14 protein-coding genes are annotated in these 14,984 nt (G+C 61.5%); 13 read left to right on the top strand and 1 reads right to left on the bottom strand.

Annotated elements, in window-relative coordinates; genetic code table 11:
* Positions 1 to 537: 537 nt before the first annotated feature.
* Complete coding sequence (locus tag ACXJKO_RS23570; RefSeq protein ID WP_457093510.1) at positions 538 to 663, top strand: hypothetical protein; 126 nt, start codon at positions 538 to 540, stop codon at positions 661 to 663.
* Between the two features lie 501 nt (positions 664 to 1,164).
* Here the strand turns inward: ACXJKO_RS23570 and ACXJKO_RS23565 are convergent.
* Positions 1,165 to 2,223, bottom strand: coding sequence for a LacI family DNA-binding transcriptional regulator (locus tag ACXJKO_RS23565; protein ID WP_457093509.1), 1,059 nt, complete (start codon positions 2,221 to 2,223; stop codon positions 1,165 to 1,167).
* Between the two features lie 264 nt (positions 2,224 to 2,487).
* Between ACXJKO_RS23565 and ACXJKO_RS23560 the strand changes: the two genes are divergently transcribed.
* The 12 genes from ACXJKO_RS23560 to ACXJKO_RS23505 all read left to right on the top strand — a co-directional run.
* Positions 2,488 to 3,561 (top strand): ABC transporter ATP-binding protein, encoded by a 1,074-nt coding sequence (locus ACXJKO_RS23560; protein ID WP_457093508.1) that lies wholly within the window; start codon positions 2,488 to 2,490, stop codon positions 3,559 to 3,561.
* Between the two features lie 65 nt (positions 3,562 to 3,626).
* Entirely contained in the window at positions 3,627 to 4,886 is a 1,260-nt protein-coding gene (locus ACXJKO_RS23555) for an ABC transporter substrate-binding protein (RefSeq protein WP_457093507.1), read from the top strand.
* A 104-nt stretch (positions 4,887 to 4,990) separates the two neighbouring features.
* On the top strand, positions 4,991 to 5,902 hold the full coding sequence (locus ACXJKO_RS23550; RefSeq protein WP_457093511.1) for a carbohydrate ABC transporter permease: 912 nt from the start codon (positions 4,991 to 4,993) through the stop codon (positions 5,900 to 5,902).
* Between the two features lie 5 nt (positions 5,903 to 5,907).
* A complete protein-coding gene (locus ACXJKO_RS23545; RefSeq protein WP_457093506.1) occupies positions 5,908 to 6,759 on the top strand; it encodes a carbohydrate ABC transporter permease in 852 nt (283 codons plus the stop codon).
* Between the two features lie 10 nt (positions 6,760 to 6,769).
* A complete protein-coding gene (araD, locus tag ACXJKO_RS23540) occupies positions 6,770 to 8,503 on the top strand; it encodes an L-arabinonate dehydratase (RefSeq protein ID WP_457093505.1) in 1,734 nt (577 codons plus the stop codon).
* A gap of 7 nt (positions 8,504 to 8,510) precedes the next feature.
* Positions 8,511 to 9,317: an HpcH/HpaI aldolase family protein gene (locus ACXJKO_RS23535; RefSeq protein ID WP_457093504.1), complete on the top strand. Its 807-nt coding sequence runs from the start codon at positions 8,511 to 8,513 to the stop codon at positions 9,315 to 9,317.
* A 7-nt stretch (positions 9,318 to 9,324) separates the two neighbouring features.
* Positions 9,325 to 10,227, top strand: coding sequence for an aldose 1-epimerase (locus ACXJKO_RS23530; RefSeq protein WP_457093503.1), 903 nt, complete (start codon positions 9,325 to 9,327; stop codon positions 10,225 to 10,227).
* Positions 10,224 to 11,105, top strand: coding sequence for an SMP-30/gluconolactonase/LRE family protein (locus tag ACXJKO_RS23525; protein WP_457093502.1), 882 nt, complete (start codon positions 10,224 to 10,226; stop codon positions 11,103 to 11,105). The genes ACXJKO_RS23530 and ACXJKO_RS23525 overlap by 4 nt, the downstream gene beginning before the upstream one ends.
* 14 nt (positions 11,106 to 11,119) lie before the next feature.
* Positions 11,120 to 11,884, top strand: coding sequence for an SDR family NAD(P)-dependent oxidoreductase (locus ACXJKO_RS23520; protein ID WP_457093501.1), 765 nt, complete (start codon positions 11,120 to 11,122; stop codon positions 11,882 to 11,884).
* An 8-nt stretch (positions 11,885 to 11,892) separates the two neighbouring features.
* A complete protein-coding gene (locus tag ACXJKO_RS23515; protein WP_457093500.1) occupies positions 11,893 to 13,896 on the top strand; it encodes an alpha-glucosidase in 2,004 nt (667 codons plus the stop codon).
* 3 nt (positions 13,897 to 13,899) lie between these two features.
* Positions 13,900 to 14,670: a TSUP family transporter gene (locus ACXJKO_RS23510; RefSeq protein WP_457093499.1), complete on the top strand. Its 771-nt coding sequence runs from the start codon at positions 13,900 to 13,902 to the stop codon at positions 14,668 to 14,670.
* Positions 14,667 to 14,984 (top strand): aldehyde dehydrogenase family protein (locus ACXJKO_RS23505; protein ID WP_457093498.1); only part of this gene is annotated, 318 nt, incomplete at its 3' end. The genes ACXJKO_RS23510 and ACXJKO_RS23505, both read left to right, overlap by 4 nt.

Genomic DNA, 14,984 nt, shown 5'->3' with positions numbered 1-14,984 from the left:
GAAGTGTTGCGTGGACAGGGTCACCCAAGGATTGCTCTGATCTGACATCATGTCACCGGCCGCTGAGGGAAGTGTCGAGGGTAGGTTAGCTGGGGGTCTGTCGGACCACGCCCCAGACGATAGGCCTCGGATCTCAGCAGGCTGATAAGGTTGACCGGCCTGCAGCGTGATCAAAGTCCAGACTGATGCAATGAGAATCGCGGCAGACGTGTTCCCGCATGAGGGTCCTTGTTTTGTCGACGGCGAAATAAGGGGAGGGGGCGGCATGAGGCGAGCCTCCAACCGCGGACATTGAAATCAACCCCATGCACTGTAGGTGCGCGATCTCCGTCCGGTGAGTGAGGAAACGGTTGGAGTCGTTCGGCCTGTAGCGATGTTCTATTCACAGGAGTCAGCCTCAGATGGCTAAACGCTGGCGTGGATTGATTGCGCAACAGGGAATGGCGCTTCGCCGCGAGCCTGACGACGGACTAGCAGGCCGGCGAGACGCAACCGACGCCGTATCGGCGCACCAAGCCGTATACAAAACGGCCGAGCATGTTTGAGCCGTATGAGATCCAGATCCGGGCATGGCGTAAGGTCGAGCCCGCGATCCCGGCGGCAACAGCGTTACTACGTCCCATGGGCGCCGACCCATCGCGCTTCACGACGAAGAGCCTGTAGATGATGCAACGGGTTGTGAAGCCTTGGCGGGCTGATCTGATGGGACGGATCATCCTCGACGGCGATTGGATCAAATGGGTTCCTGTTTCTCCTTCTGCGGCGGAAAGAGAGATGGACCCGATAGCTGCGCGCCTCCGCAGCGGGAGCGACGCCTTGACGCGATCGAGCTCGCCTGCACCGCCCCCTGGTGTCAGACCGCGCAGCTTGGCGAGTTGGGCGACCAAATCCGCGATGGCATCATTCTTGATATAAAGCGGCATGCGGATTGCCTGTGAACCGTTCAGATATCTAGAACGCGAGCCCGAATGGAGGAGGGGGGAGAGTGCGTGACCATGCGAAAAACAGCAGTTGCAGGCTTTTTCAATAGCGTCGACTCGAAGCAGTCCCTCTTCGGAAGGTAGTAGCCCTAGTCCGGCCCTAACTCAGGCGGTGCCATACGATGCGGATTCTTGGCGGGCCGATTTGAGACAGAGTTTGGGTACCAGTCCTCTAACGTCAAGGCTAAGTGCTTCGCCGCTCGAGCAAGAGATGGCCCGTGTCAATGACACGCGAAGTTCCCTCCGGGCGCTCGCCATGTATGCTGGCGAGGATCAGTCGCGCGACTTCCTTCCCGATCAGGTCGCCCGACGGGCGGATGGTTGTCAGTGAAGGAACGCAGGAGGCGCTGAAGTCGAGGTCGCCGAAACCGATCACTGCGACGTTGTCAGGAATGGTGATGTTCTGGCGTTGACACTCGAACAGCACACCCAGCGCAATGAGATCGTTGGAGCAGGCGATACCATCGAGGTCTGGAATTTGCTGGAGCGCACGGTTCAGCAGCAGTGCGCCCGTCTCGACGGTTGCTGCGCCGGGATGGTTGATGGCGCGGCATGAGGCTGCGCCGCCCACGTGAGCAGCTTTCTCGAATCCGTCAGCACGTTGTGCGGCACGGTGGTCCTCTTGCATGCGCGCACCCAGGAATGCGAGAGAGCGCCGCCCCTTCGACAGAAGATGGCGCGCGGCCGATGTGCCGACCTGCGGATGGGAGAAGCCGACGGCCATGTCGATAGGGTCGCGCCCAAGTTCCCACATCTCCACCACGGGGACACCGCTTGCCTCGATGAGCTTTCGCGTATTCGGGCTGTGCGTCAAACCCGTAAGCACGATGGCGGCTGGAGCCCAGGAGAGGGCGGTTCGCACCAGAGCTTCCTCATTCTCCTCGCCATATTCGCTGTGGCCTAGAAGCACCTGCAAGCCTTCGGAGACGAGCTCTGACTGCATGGTCGCCACGGTTTCCGCAAAGAAGGCATTGCGGATGGACGGCACGATAATGCTGACGACCTTCGAGGACGCGGCGGCGAGCCCGCCAGCGACGAGGTTCGGCACATAGCCGAGAGTCGATATGGCCCGAGCAATTTCCTGACCGGCGGCAGGGGATACAGCCTCCGGCTTACGCAGGTAGAGCGAGACAGTCGAGGGCGAGACATCGGCAAGCTTGGCCACGTCCATCATCGTGACGCGCTGCATCTTGCGTCGCTTGCGCGTCGCCCGAACCTGAGCGGTTTCACTACTGCCGTCCACCGACACCTCACATCAATTTCATAGCGCTGCGATCAGCTTGCAACATCGCTTTATAGAACTAGATGGGCTTTCAGCAAAGCCTTTTCGCTGTGCAGGGCAGGTATGCCTAAAGTCGAATATTCTAACTCAGGATGGCTATTGCGAACTAAAATCGTAGCGCTATTATAGGCTCTATGCAGAAGATGGCCGCTGGGCTTCTCTGGGTATGACCCAACACAGGCGCGCCAGTTTTGACGTAAGGCCTCAAGCCAACAGGGAGGGAGCATGTCGTCAGTTAGCTTCCGCAAGCTCGAAAAAAATTACGGTGCACTTCGGATCGTGAAAGGCATCGACCTCGAAATCGCAGATCGGGAATTCGTGGTTCTCGTCGGCCCCTCGGGCTGCGGGAAGTCCACGACCCTGCGCATGCTGGCCGGCCTGGAAGGCATCAGCAGCGGCGAGATCCGTATCGGCGAGCGGGTAGTGAACAAGCTGCCTCCGCGCGAGCGCGACATCGCCATGGTGTTCCAGGATTACGCGCTTTATCCCCACAAGACCGTTTACGAGAACATGGCCTTCAGCCTGAAGGTGCGCGGAGTAGCCGAGGCGGAAACCAAGACCCGCATCGCGCAGGCCGCCGAGATGCTCGGCATCGGCCAGCTTCTCGAGCGCAAGCCGAGCCAACTCTCCGGTGGTCAGCGCCAGCGCGTTGCCATGGGCCGCGCTATTGTTCGCCGTCCCCAAGTCTTTCTATTCGACGAGCCGCTTTCGAACCTCGACGCCAAGCTGCGTGGCCAAGTTCGCACGGAGATTAAGCGTCTCCACCAGGCTATCGGCACGACGATCATCTATGTGACCCACGATCAGGTCGAAGCGATGACGCTGGCCGATCGCATCGTGATCCTCAAAGGCGGCGAGATCGAACAGGTCGGCACGCCGGACGAGGTCTATAACAGCCCCGCCAGCGTCTTCGTCGGCGGCTTCATCGGTTCACCTGCCATGAATTTCGCCAAGGGTGTGATCCGCAACGGCGAGGTGGTGTTCGAGGGCGGTGAGAAGATTCCGCTTCATCAGCATAGCGCCGGCAAGGCCGGCGGCCTCGACGGTCGCGAAGTGACCGTCGGCATCCGTCCCGAGCATTTCATGCCGGTAGGCGAGGGCCATGCTCTGGCCGGGCGCGTGCAGGTGGTCGAGCCGCTGGGCTCCGACACGCTGATCCATTTTGCCCTCGGCTCCTCCACGCTCACGGCGCGTGTCGCGCCGGAGATGCGGCCGCAGCCGGGCGAGACCCTGTCCATCAGTGTCGACCCGTCGCGGGTCCACCTGTTCGATGCGACGACGGAGCGGGCGATCCACTGATCGGCCCGCCAAACAACAAGATGGCGGCACGGTATCGCCATCGATCAACTTCCACGGAGGAAACGATGACTTTCAACAAGACCCTGAAGCTGCTGCTGGCCGGCGCGGCCTTGACCCTTTCGGCCTCGGCCGCCATGGCACAAACCAACTTGCGCGTCTTCGTCTCAAGCCAGCACCGCCCGGATGTGTGGCGCAAGGCTTTCGACATGTACGAAGCCAAGAACCCGAACCTGAAGGTCACTATCGAGACCGGTGGCAACACCTCCGAGGCTCAGGCCCAGTACCTCAACACAATTATGACGGCAAAGGACACCTCGCTCGACGTCATGATCCTCGACGTGATCCGCCCGGCGCAATATGCCGCCGCGGGTTGGACAGTGCCTTTCAACGAGACGCTGGGCAACGACGCCGCCAACTACATGAAGCGCTATCTGCCGGCCTATGCCGAGGCGAATACAGTGGATGGCAAGGTCGTGGCTCTGCCCGCATTCGCCGACGCCATGTTCCTCTACTACCGCAAGGACCTTCTCGAGAAGCACGGCGTTCAGCCGCCGCAGACCTGGGATGATCTCGCCGCTGCCGCCAAGAAGATCACCGACGCCGAGAAGGACACGAACCTCCAGGGTCTGTCGTTCCAGGGCAAGGCGATCGAAGGCGCGGTCTGCACCTTCCTGGTGCCTTATTGGAGCATGGGCAAGCAGCTCGTCTCGAACGGAAAGCTGGACTTCGACAAGGAAGCGGCCGTGAAGTCGCTCGCCATGTGGAAGGGCTTCGTCGATCAGGGCGTATCGAAGAAGAATATCGCCGAAGTGGCCACCGATGATACCCGCAAGGAATTCCAGGCGGGCAATGTGGTGTTCGCCGTCAACTGGTCCTATGCCTGGGGTCAGTTCCAGGGCGCTGAATCCGCCGTGAAAGACAAGGTAGGCGTCGTGAAGTTGCCGGCCGTGAAGGGCGGTCAGCCCGCTTCCTGCCTCGGCGGCTGGGAGTGGGGTGTCTCGGCCTATTCCAACAACAAGACCGAAGCGCAGAAATTCGTGCAGTACGTTTCAAGCCCCGAGATTTCGGAGTTCATGGCGATCAATGCTGCCCTGCTGCCGCAATTCCCTGATGTCTATACGGATGCCGACGTGACCAAGGCCGTGCCGTGGTTCGCCAGCGCGCGCCCGGTGGTCGAGACGGCCAAGGCCCGTCCCGTGACCCCGCGCTACAACGAGGTCAGCGACATCATCCGCACCACGGTGAACTCGGTTCTGGCCGGTCAGTCGACGCCGGAAGAGGGCGCCACGCAGATGGAAGGCCGTCTGCGTCGCGTGCTGCGCTGACCCTTCTCAAACCCATCCTATGACGGACGCCCATGGGCGTCCGTCTCCGAAACGCTGAACAGGGCAGGACCATGACGATGGCAACAGCCAGCGAAACGACCGGCATGACGGCGCCGAACGAGGGTGCCACGAAATGGTGGGTTCGGTTCCTTGATCCGAGCGAGCGGACCCTTGGGATGCTTCTCCTGCTGCCGGCGGCCCTGCTGCTTGCGCTTATCATCGTCTATCCGGTCTGCCGACTGATCTGGACGAGTTTCCAGAATCTTTCCCTGACGTCGGGCGCTCCGGCCACCTTCGCGGGGCTCGAGAACTATGCCCTCATGCTCGATGACCCGGTGTTCTGGGAAACGACCTGGAATACGGTGCTCATCACTCTCATCACGGTTCCCGGCGCCCTCGTAGTCGGACTTGCGCTCGCCCTCATGGCGAACCTGCCTTTCAAGACCAAGTGGCCGACCCGTTTGTCCCTGCTGATCCCGTGGGCGCTGCCACTGTCCTTCGCGGGCCTCATCTTCGCGTGGTTCTTCCATTCGGAATACGGCGTGGTGAACGACGTGCTGCGCCGCCTCGGTTTCGAGGGCATCATCTGGTTCAATTCCGCCAGCTGGGCTTTCGCCGCAATCTGCCTGACGATCATCTGGAAAACCTCGTCCTTCATGGCGCTCATCATCCTGGCCGGTCTCCAGACCATTCCGCGCTCGCTCTATGAGGCTGCCGAGGTCGATGGGGCAGCGCGGATGCGCCAGTTTTTCGAAATCACGCTGCCGCTTCTCAAACCCGCCATCGTCGTGGCGCTGATCTTCCGCACGATCACGGCGCTGCAAACCTTCGACATTCCCTTCACCATGACGCGCGGCGGACCGGGAACGGCGACCTCGACGCTCGCCATGTATATCCACCAGAACACGGTCGACTTCCTCGATCTCGGCTACGGCTCCGCGCTGGCAGTGGTGATGTTCGTGCTCTCCATGTGCGTGACCATGATCTACCTGCGCATGATCCGGACCAAGGGGTGACAGCCATGACCTTAGACACCACCGAAAACCGCTCGATCTTCTCCGGCAAGCCGCTGCGAATTCTAATCGGCCTGATCCTGGTCATGAACGGCATCTTTCCGGCCCTGTGGATCCTGTTCACGTCGCTCAAGACGGAAGCCGAACTCACCGTCAAGCCGATCACCTGGCTTCCGCATGCGCCGACGATCGCGAACTACATACGCGCCTTCACAGACCAGCCCCTGCTTCTGTTCCTCTTCAACAGCTTCATGGTGGCGATCCTGTCGACGGCACTCACGCTGTTCATCTCGGTGCTTGCGGCCTATGCCTTGTCGCGCCTTCAGATGCGCGGCCGCGACCTGATCCTGTCCGCCATCATCGCGGTCTCCACCTTCCCGCTGGTGACTCTGTTGGTGCCGCTCTTCGAGATCATGCGCGCTCTCAACATCCTCAATACGTGGATCGCTCTGATCCTGCCTTATACGGTGCTGAGTCTGCCGGTCTGCACGCTGATCCTGGTCTCGTTCTTCGAGGGTATTCCGCGCGACCTGGAGAACTCCGCCATGATCGACGGCTGCACCCGCATCGGCGCGCTGTTCAAGGTCGTAGTGCCGCTTTCTGCCCCTGGCGTGTTCACCGCAGGCATCCTGGCCTTCGTGAATGCCTGGGACGAGTTCCTGCTCGCGCTCTCGTTCAATTCCAATCCGCAACTGCGTACCCTGCCGGTCGGCATCACGCTGTATCAAGGCGAGTTCGCCTTCCCCTGGCCGGTGATCTCTGCGGCCCTCGTGGTCGGCATCGTGCCCGTCGCCATTCTGATCGTGATCTTCCAGGAGCGCGTCGTATCCGGCCTTACTTCCGGCGGCATCAAGGGCTGAGGAGCGTTCCATGACACGCAGAACTATCGAAGAGCTCCGCAGCCAGCGCTGGTATGCGTCCGACGACATGCGCGGCTTCGCGCATCGCCAACGCACCCAGCAGATGGGCTTGCGCCGTGAAGAGTTCATGGGCAAGCCGGTTGTCGGCATCATCAATACCTGGAGCGAGTTGAGCCCCTGCCATTCGCACCTGCGGGACCGCGCGGAAGCGGTGAAGCGCGGCGTGTGGCAGGCTGGCGGCTATCCGGTCGAACTGCCCGCGCTTTCCGTGGGCGAGGTGATGGTGAAGCCCACCACAATGCTCTATCGCAACTTCCTCGCCATGGAAGTCGAAGAGCTTCTGCGCTCTCACCCCATCGACGGCGCGGTCCTGCTCGGCGGCTGCGACAAGTCCACACCCGGCCTCCTCATGGGTGCCATCAGTATGGACCTGCCGGTGGTCTATTGCCCGGCGGGTCCCATGTCGAACGGACAATGGCGCGGCCAGAAGACTGGTGCCGGCACCCATACCAAGAAGTATTGGGACGAGCTGCGTGCCGGCAACATCACGCAGGACGACTGGGTCGATCTGGAGAGCCGTATGACGCGCTCCATCGGTACCTGCAACACAATGGGTACGGCCTCGACCATGACGTCGATTGTGGATGCCATGGGACTGACGCTTCCTGGCGCGTCTTCGATTCCGGCTGCCGACAGTGGGCATCCGCGCATGGCTTCGGCCTGCGGCGAACACATCGTCGATATGATCTGGCAGGATTGGAAGCCTTCGCGTTTCCTCGATGCGCGAAGCTTCCACAATGGGCTTGTGGCCTATATGGCGCTCGGGGGCTCCACCAACGCGGCCGTCCACCTCGTTGCCATGGCGCGCCGCGCCGGTGTTGACCTCACCCTCGACGACATGTCCGACATGGCCGGAAAGGTCCCGGTCTGCGCCAATCTCTTCCCCTCAGGCGAATACCTGATGGAGGACTTCTACTTCGCGGGCGGCTTGCCGGCGCTGCTCAAGAAGCTGGAATACCACCTTGACCGTGACGCTATGACCGTCAACGGCAAGACCATCGGTGAGAATCTCGCTGGTGCAGATTGCTGGAACGACGACGTTATTCGCGGTGAGGACAATCCGGTTGTGCCGCTCTCCCGTGGCAAGACGCTGGCGGTGCTGCGCGGCAACCTTGCGCCCAACGGCGCAGTGCTGAAGTCGTCCGCTGCCAATCCGAAGTTCCTCAAGCATGTCGGCCCAGCTATCGTGTTCGACAGTCCCGCCGAGATGAACCGCACGATCGATAATCCCGATCTCGACATCACCGAGGATACAGTGATCGTGCTGCGCAACGCGGGCCCCGTAGGCGCGCCTGGGATGCCCGAATGGGGCAACCTGCCGATCCCGAAGAAACTTCTGAAACAGGGTGTACGCGACATGGTGCGCATCTGCGACGGGCGGATGAGCGGCACCCACTACGGCACCTGCATCCTTCATGTGGCGCCCGAAGCTGCCGTCGGCGGTCCGCTCGGGCTGCTGAAAACCGGCGATCTGATCGAGCTGGACATTGAAGCCGGACGCCTCGACATGCGGGTCGACGAGGAAGAACTCGCACGCCGCCGCGCCAAATGGAAGCCCACTGCGCCGATCTATGAGCGCTCGTTTGCCGCGCTCTACCAGCGCCACGTCTCGCAGGCCGACCAGGGTTGCGACTTCGACTTCCTGAGCGGGCCAGGTGCTGTTTCCGAACCACCCATTTTCTGAGGATGCGATGATCGACATCGAAAACCGTTTCAAGCGCTGGCTGAAAGGCGAGGGGCCGCTGCCTCCGCTGGGCACATGGCTCATGGCGGCGGCACCCGCCACGGCCGAGGCCATGGGGTACACGGGCTTCGACTTCCTCGTTGTCGACATGGAGCACGTGCCCATCGAAATTTCGGATCTCGCCGGGATCCTGCGCGCCATCGGCTGCACTCCGGCGGACGCCGTCGTGCGCCTCGCCTGGAACGATCAGGTTCTGGTCAAGCGCGCCCTTGACGCCGGTGCGCAGACGATCATGCTGCCCTTCGTGCAGAATGCCGAAGAGGCGCGTCAGGCAGTCTCCTATGCCAAATATCCGCCGGAAGGCGTGCGCGGCGTCGCGGCCGTGCATCGCGGATCGCGGTTCGGCCGCGCGACGGATTACCTGAAGCGCGCCAATGACGAGGTGTGCGTGATCGTGCAACTCGAAACGCCCGAGGCCATCGAGCGTCTGCCCGAGATCGCTGCCGTGCCGGGCGTCGATGCCCTCTTCGTCGGACCCGGCGATCTCTCCGCCGCCATGGGCCATATCGGCAATATCGCGCATCCCGAGGTGCAAGCCCTGATCGAGAAGGCCGCCAAGGATTGCTGCGCCGCCGGAAAGCCGGTCGGCATCGTCGGCCCTAACCCGGACATGGTGCGCCGCTTCCTCGGATACGGCTACAGCTTCGCCGCCATCGCGTCCGACATCGCCATGATGACGGGCCGCGCCTCGGATTGGCTCGGCGTCATGCGCGACCAGCCCGCACCAGCTGCTGTACCTACCGCCGCCTATTGAGGGTCCGATGAGCGGAACTGCCACCATAGAGCTGAAGGCAGGCGATCTAAAGCTTGCCCTCGCTCCTGCCCTTGGCGGAGCTGTCGCGGGATTTCGGCGCAAGGATGTCTCCCTGATGCGCTCGACGTCTCCCGAGGCTCTGTCTGAGGGTCTCGTGCGGCTCACTAGCAGCTATCCGCTCATCCCTTATTCCAACCGCATTGCGGAGGGACGTTTCACTCATCAGGGCGTACAGCACCAGCTTGCGTTGAATTTCGGCGATCATCCACACGCCGTCCACGGCAATGCATGGCAGAAGCCCTGGCAGGTTCTGGACAGTAACTCCACGCACTGCCGCCTCGTGTTTGAGCACAATCCGGCGGGCGAGGGCGCTAAGGAATGGCCCTTCGCCTACCGGGCGGAGCAGACCTTCGATCTCGATGATGAGGGCTTCACACTGACTCTGATGCTGGAGAACCGGGACAGGCGTTCCATGCCCGCTGGGTTCGGAATCCACCCGTTCTTCCCCAAGAGTCATGATGTTCGCCTGCAATTCACCGCGAGTGAAGTCTATCAGACCGGTCCTGGCTCGCTTCCAGCCGACGCTGTCGCTGTGCCGGAGTACTGGGATTACCGCTTCCTTCGCGATCTCGGGCATCCGCAGCTCGACAATTGCTTCAAGGGTTGGGATGGCAAGGCACGGATCAATTTCGAGGAGGCCGGGATCGGCCTGCGAATCGAGGCCGATCCGGTTTTCAGCCACCTGGTTGTCTATGTTCCATCAGGCCGGGATTTTTTTGCTGTCGAACCCGTGAGTCATATGAACAACGCCGTGAACCGGCCTGATGTTGCCGACAATGGCTTGCGCAACCTTGCGCCCGGCGAACGGCTGACCGGAAGCGTGCGCTTTGCCGTGGAGATTCTGCGATGACGTTTGACGTTGCTCTGGATCTGCGTGCTGAACTCGGTGAATGCCCGCAATGGTCCACTGAGGAACAAGCGCTCTATTTCGTCGACATCAAAGGCAAGGCGCTGCATCGCTACAAGCCGGCGACCGGCGAACATTCCACGATGCCCATGCCTGAGGAGATCGGATGCTTCGGTTTCCGGAAGGGAGGCGGCTTCATCGCGGCCTTCCGTTCAGGCCTCTGGCTCCTGGATGCGAGCGGCGACCGGCTGGAGAAGCTTGCCGACAATCCGGAAGACCAGCGCACGAGCCGGTTCAATGACGGACGCATCGACCCGGCAGGACGCTTTCTCGCGGGCACGATTGACGAACCGAAGGACGGCGGCAATGCGCATCTCTACCGCTATGACCGACGAGGATTACAGGTGCTGGCGAGCGGCTTGCTGACCTCGAACGGCGTCGCCTTCTCGCCGGATGGCCGCACGCTCTACCATTCCGACACGCCCACTTTCACGGTCTGGCGTTATGCCTATGACCCTGCGACCGGCGAGGCGACGAACAAAACACTTTTCGTGCGTCTTGAACCGACCGAGACCGACCGAGGTCGCCCCGATGGCGCTGCGGTTGACGTCGAGGGTTGCTATTGGACGGCTCTGTTCGAAGGCGGCCGCATCCAGCGCTATGATCCCGATGGACGCCTGCTCGCGGAATATCCCGTTCCCGCTCGCTGCCCCACCATGGTGTCCTTCGGCGGACTCGACTTGAAGACGCTTTACGTGACTTCCGCGTGTACCGGCCGTTCCGAGGAAGAACTCGCGGCATTGCCGCATTCCGGCAGCCTCTTCTCGATGCCGGTCGACGTGCCGGGCCGGCCCGAACACCATTTTGATCCCTCCATTTGAGGCGCATAATTTCGATGTCGTTCGATTACACATCCGTTCAGTATCGCTCCCTGGAAAACCGCTCCGTGGTCATTTCAGGTGGGGCCTCCGGCATCGGCGAGGAGATGGTGAAGGCCTTCGTGGCTCAGGGCGCGCGCGTATCCTTCCTCGATATCAGCCGCGAGATGGGCGAGGCCGTGGCTGAAGCCACGGGCGCAGTTTTCCACGTCTGCGATGTCACGGACATTGCGGGGTTGCGCGATGTGCTCGCCCGCATCGAGAGCGAGCGCGGTGGCATCGACGTCCTGGTCAACAATGCCGGTAAGGATGACCGCCATGACATTAGCGAGGTCGAGCCGGACTATTGGCGACGCGCCCTCGCGCTCAACCTCGATCATCAATTCTTTGCCACGCAGGCTGTCGTCAAAGGCATGGCCAAGGCGGGCAGGGGTTCGGTTATCATGCTCGGCTCCATTTCCTGGATGCGCGGACGACCCGGCATGGTGGGCTACACCACCGCGAAGGCGGCGATCAACGGCATGACCCGCACGCTCGCCCGCGAGCTTGGACCCTCCGGTATCCGTGTGAATTGCATCGTGCCCGGTGCGATCCTCACCGAGCGCCAGGAAAAGCTTTGGCTCACGCCTGAGCTGAACCAGCAATTCATCGACCTTCAGGCGCTCAAATTCCGCCTCGATGCCAGCCATGTGGCGAAGATGGCGTTGTTCCTCGGCTCCGATGAGAGCGGCGGCTGCACAGGCGCCAATTTCATCGTCGATGCCGGCCTGACACAGAATTGAGATTTCCCATGCAGATTCAGACAACACCCAAAGGCTTCGATTTCCTTCTCGATGGCAGGCACATCCTACGCCATCGTGGGGATGCGCCCTGCCTCTTCGTCGGCCATGGCGAGGCTCGCATGGACATGTATCGCGGCAATTTCGATATCGAGGATTACGTCGTAGAGCGTGTGCCGCTCGCCCATGCGGTGGTGTCCGGCTCCGAGATCGCTTTCTCGGCTGCCGCGGGTCAGCCTGTGCGGATTATCCTCAACCTGTCGGGCGATGGGCGGAACGCTGTCGTCGCTTTCCACGCGCCCGATCATTCGATCAATCGCATCTGGCTGCGCGTCGAGGCCGAGGTGGGTGAACACGTCTGGGGCGGTGGCGAGCAGATGTCGTATTTTGACATGCGCGGACGCCACTTTCCGCTTTGGACCTCCGAGCCTGGTGTCGGTCGCGATAAGACAACGGATATCACCTTCAAGTCGGATGTAACCGGCAAGTCCGGCGGCGACTACTGGAATACCAATTATCCGCAACCGACTTACCTGTCTTCCCGGCGTTATGCGATGCATGTGGAGACGACGGCTTATTCCGCTTTCGACTTCCGCCGCAACGGCTTCCACGAGATCGAGGTCTGGGCCGTTCCGGAGCGGATCGAGATCACGGCGCGCCCGACCTTCCTCTCGCTGGTGGAAGCCATGTCGGAGCGCTTCGGCCGCCAGCCGCCCTTGCCCGAATGGGTCTATGGCGGTGCGATCATCGGCCTGAAGGATGGTGCGAACTCTTTCGAGAGGCTCAACAAATTCATCGCCGCCGGCACGAAGGTATCCGGTCTCTGGTGCGAGGATTGGGTGGGGCTTCGCCACACCTCGTTCGGCGCGCGCCTGTTCTGGGACTGGAAGGCGAATGACGACCGCTATCCTGATCTTCGCCAGCGCATGACGGAACTCGAGGGTCGCGGCATTCGCTTCCTGGGCTATGTGAACCCTTATCTGGCAGTCGACGGATCCTTGTTCCCGGAAGCCGACGCGAAAGGCTATTTCGCGACTGACGCGGATGGCAAGACAGCGCTTGTCGACTTCGGCGAATTCGATTGTGGCGTTGTGGATTTCAGTAACCCGGAAGCGGCCGAATGGTTCGCCGAGCGCGTGATCGGTCAGAACATGCTCGATTTCGGCCTGTCGGGATGGATGGCCGATTTCGGCGAGTACTTGCCCATCGACGTGCATCTCGCCAACGGCGTCGATGCCAAGCTCATGCACAATGCCTGGCCGACCATGTGGGCCGAGGTGAACGCACGTGCCGTCAAGAGCCGAGGCAAGACGGGCGAGACACTGTTCTTCATGCGCGCCGGATTCACAGGGGTGCAGAAGCATTGTCCGCTGCTGTGGGGGGGCGACCAGTCGGTGGATTTCACCCGCCATGACGGTCTTGTCACCGTGATCTCCGGCGCGCTCTCGTCCGGCCTTCTCGGCAACGCCTATCACCATTCGGACATTGGCGGTTACACCAGTCTGTTCGGCAATGTGCGTACGGCCGAGCTTTTGATGCGCTGGGCCGAAATGGGCGCTTTCACAGCGGTCATGCGCACTCATGAGGGCAACCGTCCAGGCGACAATCTCCAGATTGACCAGGATGAGCAGGTGCTCTCGCACTTCGCCCGCATGACCCAAGTGTATGTGCATCTCGTACCTTACCTGAAATCGCTGGTGGCCGAGGCCTCTACGCATGGTCTTCCGGTGCAACGTCCGCTATTCCTCCATTTCGAGGATGATGCCCGCACCTATGCGATCCAGGACGCCTATCTCTATGGTTCGGATCTGCTCGTCGCGCCCGTCTGGCGGGCCGGAAAGGCGGAATGGACAACCTATCTTCCGAGAGGCGCGGAGTGGATCCATGTGTGGTCGGGCGAATCCTTTGCGGGCGGAGAGGAAGTGATCGTACAGGCACCCTTCGGACATCCGCCGGTGTTCTATCGCGCTGGATCGAAGTTCGCGGAACTGTTTGCCGGATTGAGGACACTCTGAGCAATGTCACCTGCGGAGCTCATCGGCTTCCTTGTATTGGCAGGCGCAGCCGCTTATGCACAGACCCTGACGGGCTTCGCCTTCGGGCTCATCACCATGGGCGGCGTCGGCCTGACAGGGCTCTTGTCGCTGCCCGATGCCGCAATGATCGTCAGCGTTCTAACATTGGTGAATGCAACGCAGATGCTCTTGAAGGGCTGGCGCGACGTGGCATGGCGGGAGTTCGCCTTCGTCATGGCATCGAGCGTTCCGCTCCTCTTCGTCGGTTACTGGCTACTCGAATGGCTTGCCGGAACGCGTGCGGATCTCTTGCGCCTGATCCTAGGCATGGTGATCATCGTCTCCAGTCTGCAGCTGGCGCGCAAGCCCGAGCCTCTTGCTAAACAATCGAGTGATGGATCGTTTCTCTTCTTCGGCGGGATTGCCGGGCTGATGGGAGGCATGTTCTCCACGGCGGGCCCGCCGCTGGTCTATCATTTCTATCGTCAACCCATGCCGTTGGTGGTGGTGCGCGAAACTCTTGTTACCGTCTTCGCGCTCAACGCGGTTTTCCGCATCGGTCTCGTCGCGGCATCCGGCAATCTGCCGGCAGGCTCCGATCTGACAGGTCTGTTCGCCATCCCGGTCGTCATGGGTGCGACCTACGCGGCTCGCCGTTGGCCGCCGCCGATCTCGCCAGCCACGATGCGCAAAATCGTGTTCGTTCTTCTCTTTCTTTCGGGTGTGTCACTCGGCACGCCTGCCGCTCTTCGCCTTTTGGGAGTTTCAATATGACTGCACATGCCAAGCCCGCGGTTCGCCACATTCCTGATTTGAAGGATGCGTCCCTGCTCGTATCGCAGGCCTATGTGGCCGGCGAATGGATCGATGCCCCGGACGGCAAGTCCATCCCGGTCACCGATCCTGCCGACGGCAGCATCATCGCCCACGTGCCCGATCTCGGCCCCGAGGTGGCGCGCCGCGCCATCGATACGGCCCACGCGGTGCAGAAGGACTGGGCCAAGCGTCCCGCCAAGGAGCGCAGCGCCGTCCTGAAACGCTGGTACGATCTCATCATCGCCAATGCCGACGATCTCGCCCTCATCCTC

The organism is Microvirga sp. P5_D2, from assembly GCF_054049475.1.
The sequence above is the reverse complement of the archived record's forward strand: the minus strand, read 5'-3'. Positions and strand labels throughout refer to the sequence as shown.

What these genes read in the sequence shown, in the direction of transcription:
- ACXJKO_RS23570 (WP_457093510.1), top strand. Translation starts at nt 538, where the DNA reads ATGTTTGAGCCGTATGAGATCCAGATCCGGGCATGGCGTAAGGTCGAG.
- ACXJKO_RS23560 (WP_457093508.1), top strand. Translation starts at nt 2,488, where the DNA reads ATGTCGTCAGTTAGCTTCCGCAAGCTCGAAAAAAATTACGGTGCACTT.
- ACXJKO_RS23555 (WP_457093507.1), top strand. Translation starts at nt 3,627, where the DNA reads ATGACTTTCAACAAGACCCTGAAGCTGCTGCTGGCCGGCGCGGCCTTG.
- ACXJKO_RS23550 (WP_457093511.1), top strand. Translation starts at nt 4,991, where the DNA reads ATGACGGCGCCGAACGAGGGTGCCACGAAATGGTGGGTTCGGTTCCTT.
- ACXJKO_RS23545 (WP_457093506.1), top strand. Translation starts at nt 5,908, where the DNA reads ATGACCTTAGACACCACCGAAAACCGCTCGATCTTCTCCGGCAAGCCG.
- araD (WP_457093505.1), top strand. Translation starts at nt 6,770, where the DNA reads ATGACACGCAGAACTATCGAAGAGCTCCGCAGCCAGCGCTGGTATGCG.
- ACXJKO_RS23535 (WP_457093504.1), top strand. Translation starts at nt 8,511, where the DNA reads ATGATCGACATCGAAAACCGTTTCAAGCGCTGGCTGAAAGGCGAGGGG.
- ACXJKO_RS23530 (WP_457093503.1), top strand. Translation starts at nt 9,325, where the DNA reads ATGAGCGGAACTGCCACCATAGAGCTGAAGGCAGGCGATCTAAAGCTT.
- ACXJKO_RS23525 (WP_457093502.1), top strand. Translation starts at nt 10,224, where the DNA reads ATGACGTTTGACGTTGCTCTGGATCTGCGTGCTGAACTCGGTGAATGC.
- ACXJKO_RS23520 (WP_457093501.1), top strand. Translation starts at nt 11,120, where the DNA reads ATGTCGTTCGATTACACATCCGTTCAGTATCGCTCCCTGGAAAACCGC.
- ACXJKO_RS23515 (WP_457093500.1), top strand. Translation starts at nt 11,893, where the DNA reads ATGCAGATTCAGACAACACCCAAAGGCTTCGATTTCCTTCTCGATGGC.
- ACXJKO_RS23510 (WP_457093499.1), top strand. Translation starts at nt 13,900, where the DNA reads ATGTCACCTGCGGAGCTCATCGGCTTCCTTGTATTGGCAGGCGCAGCC.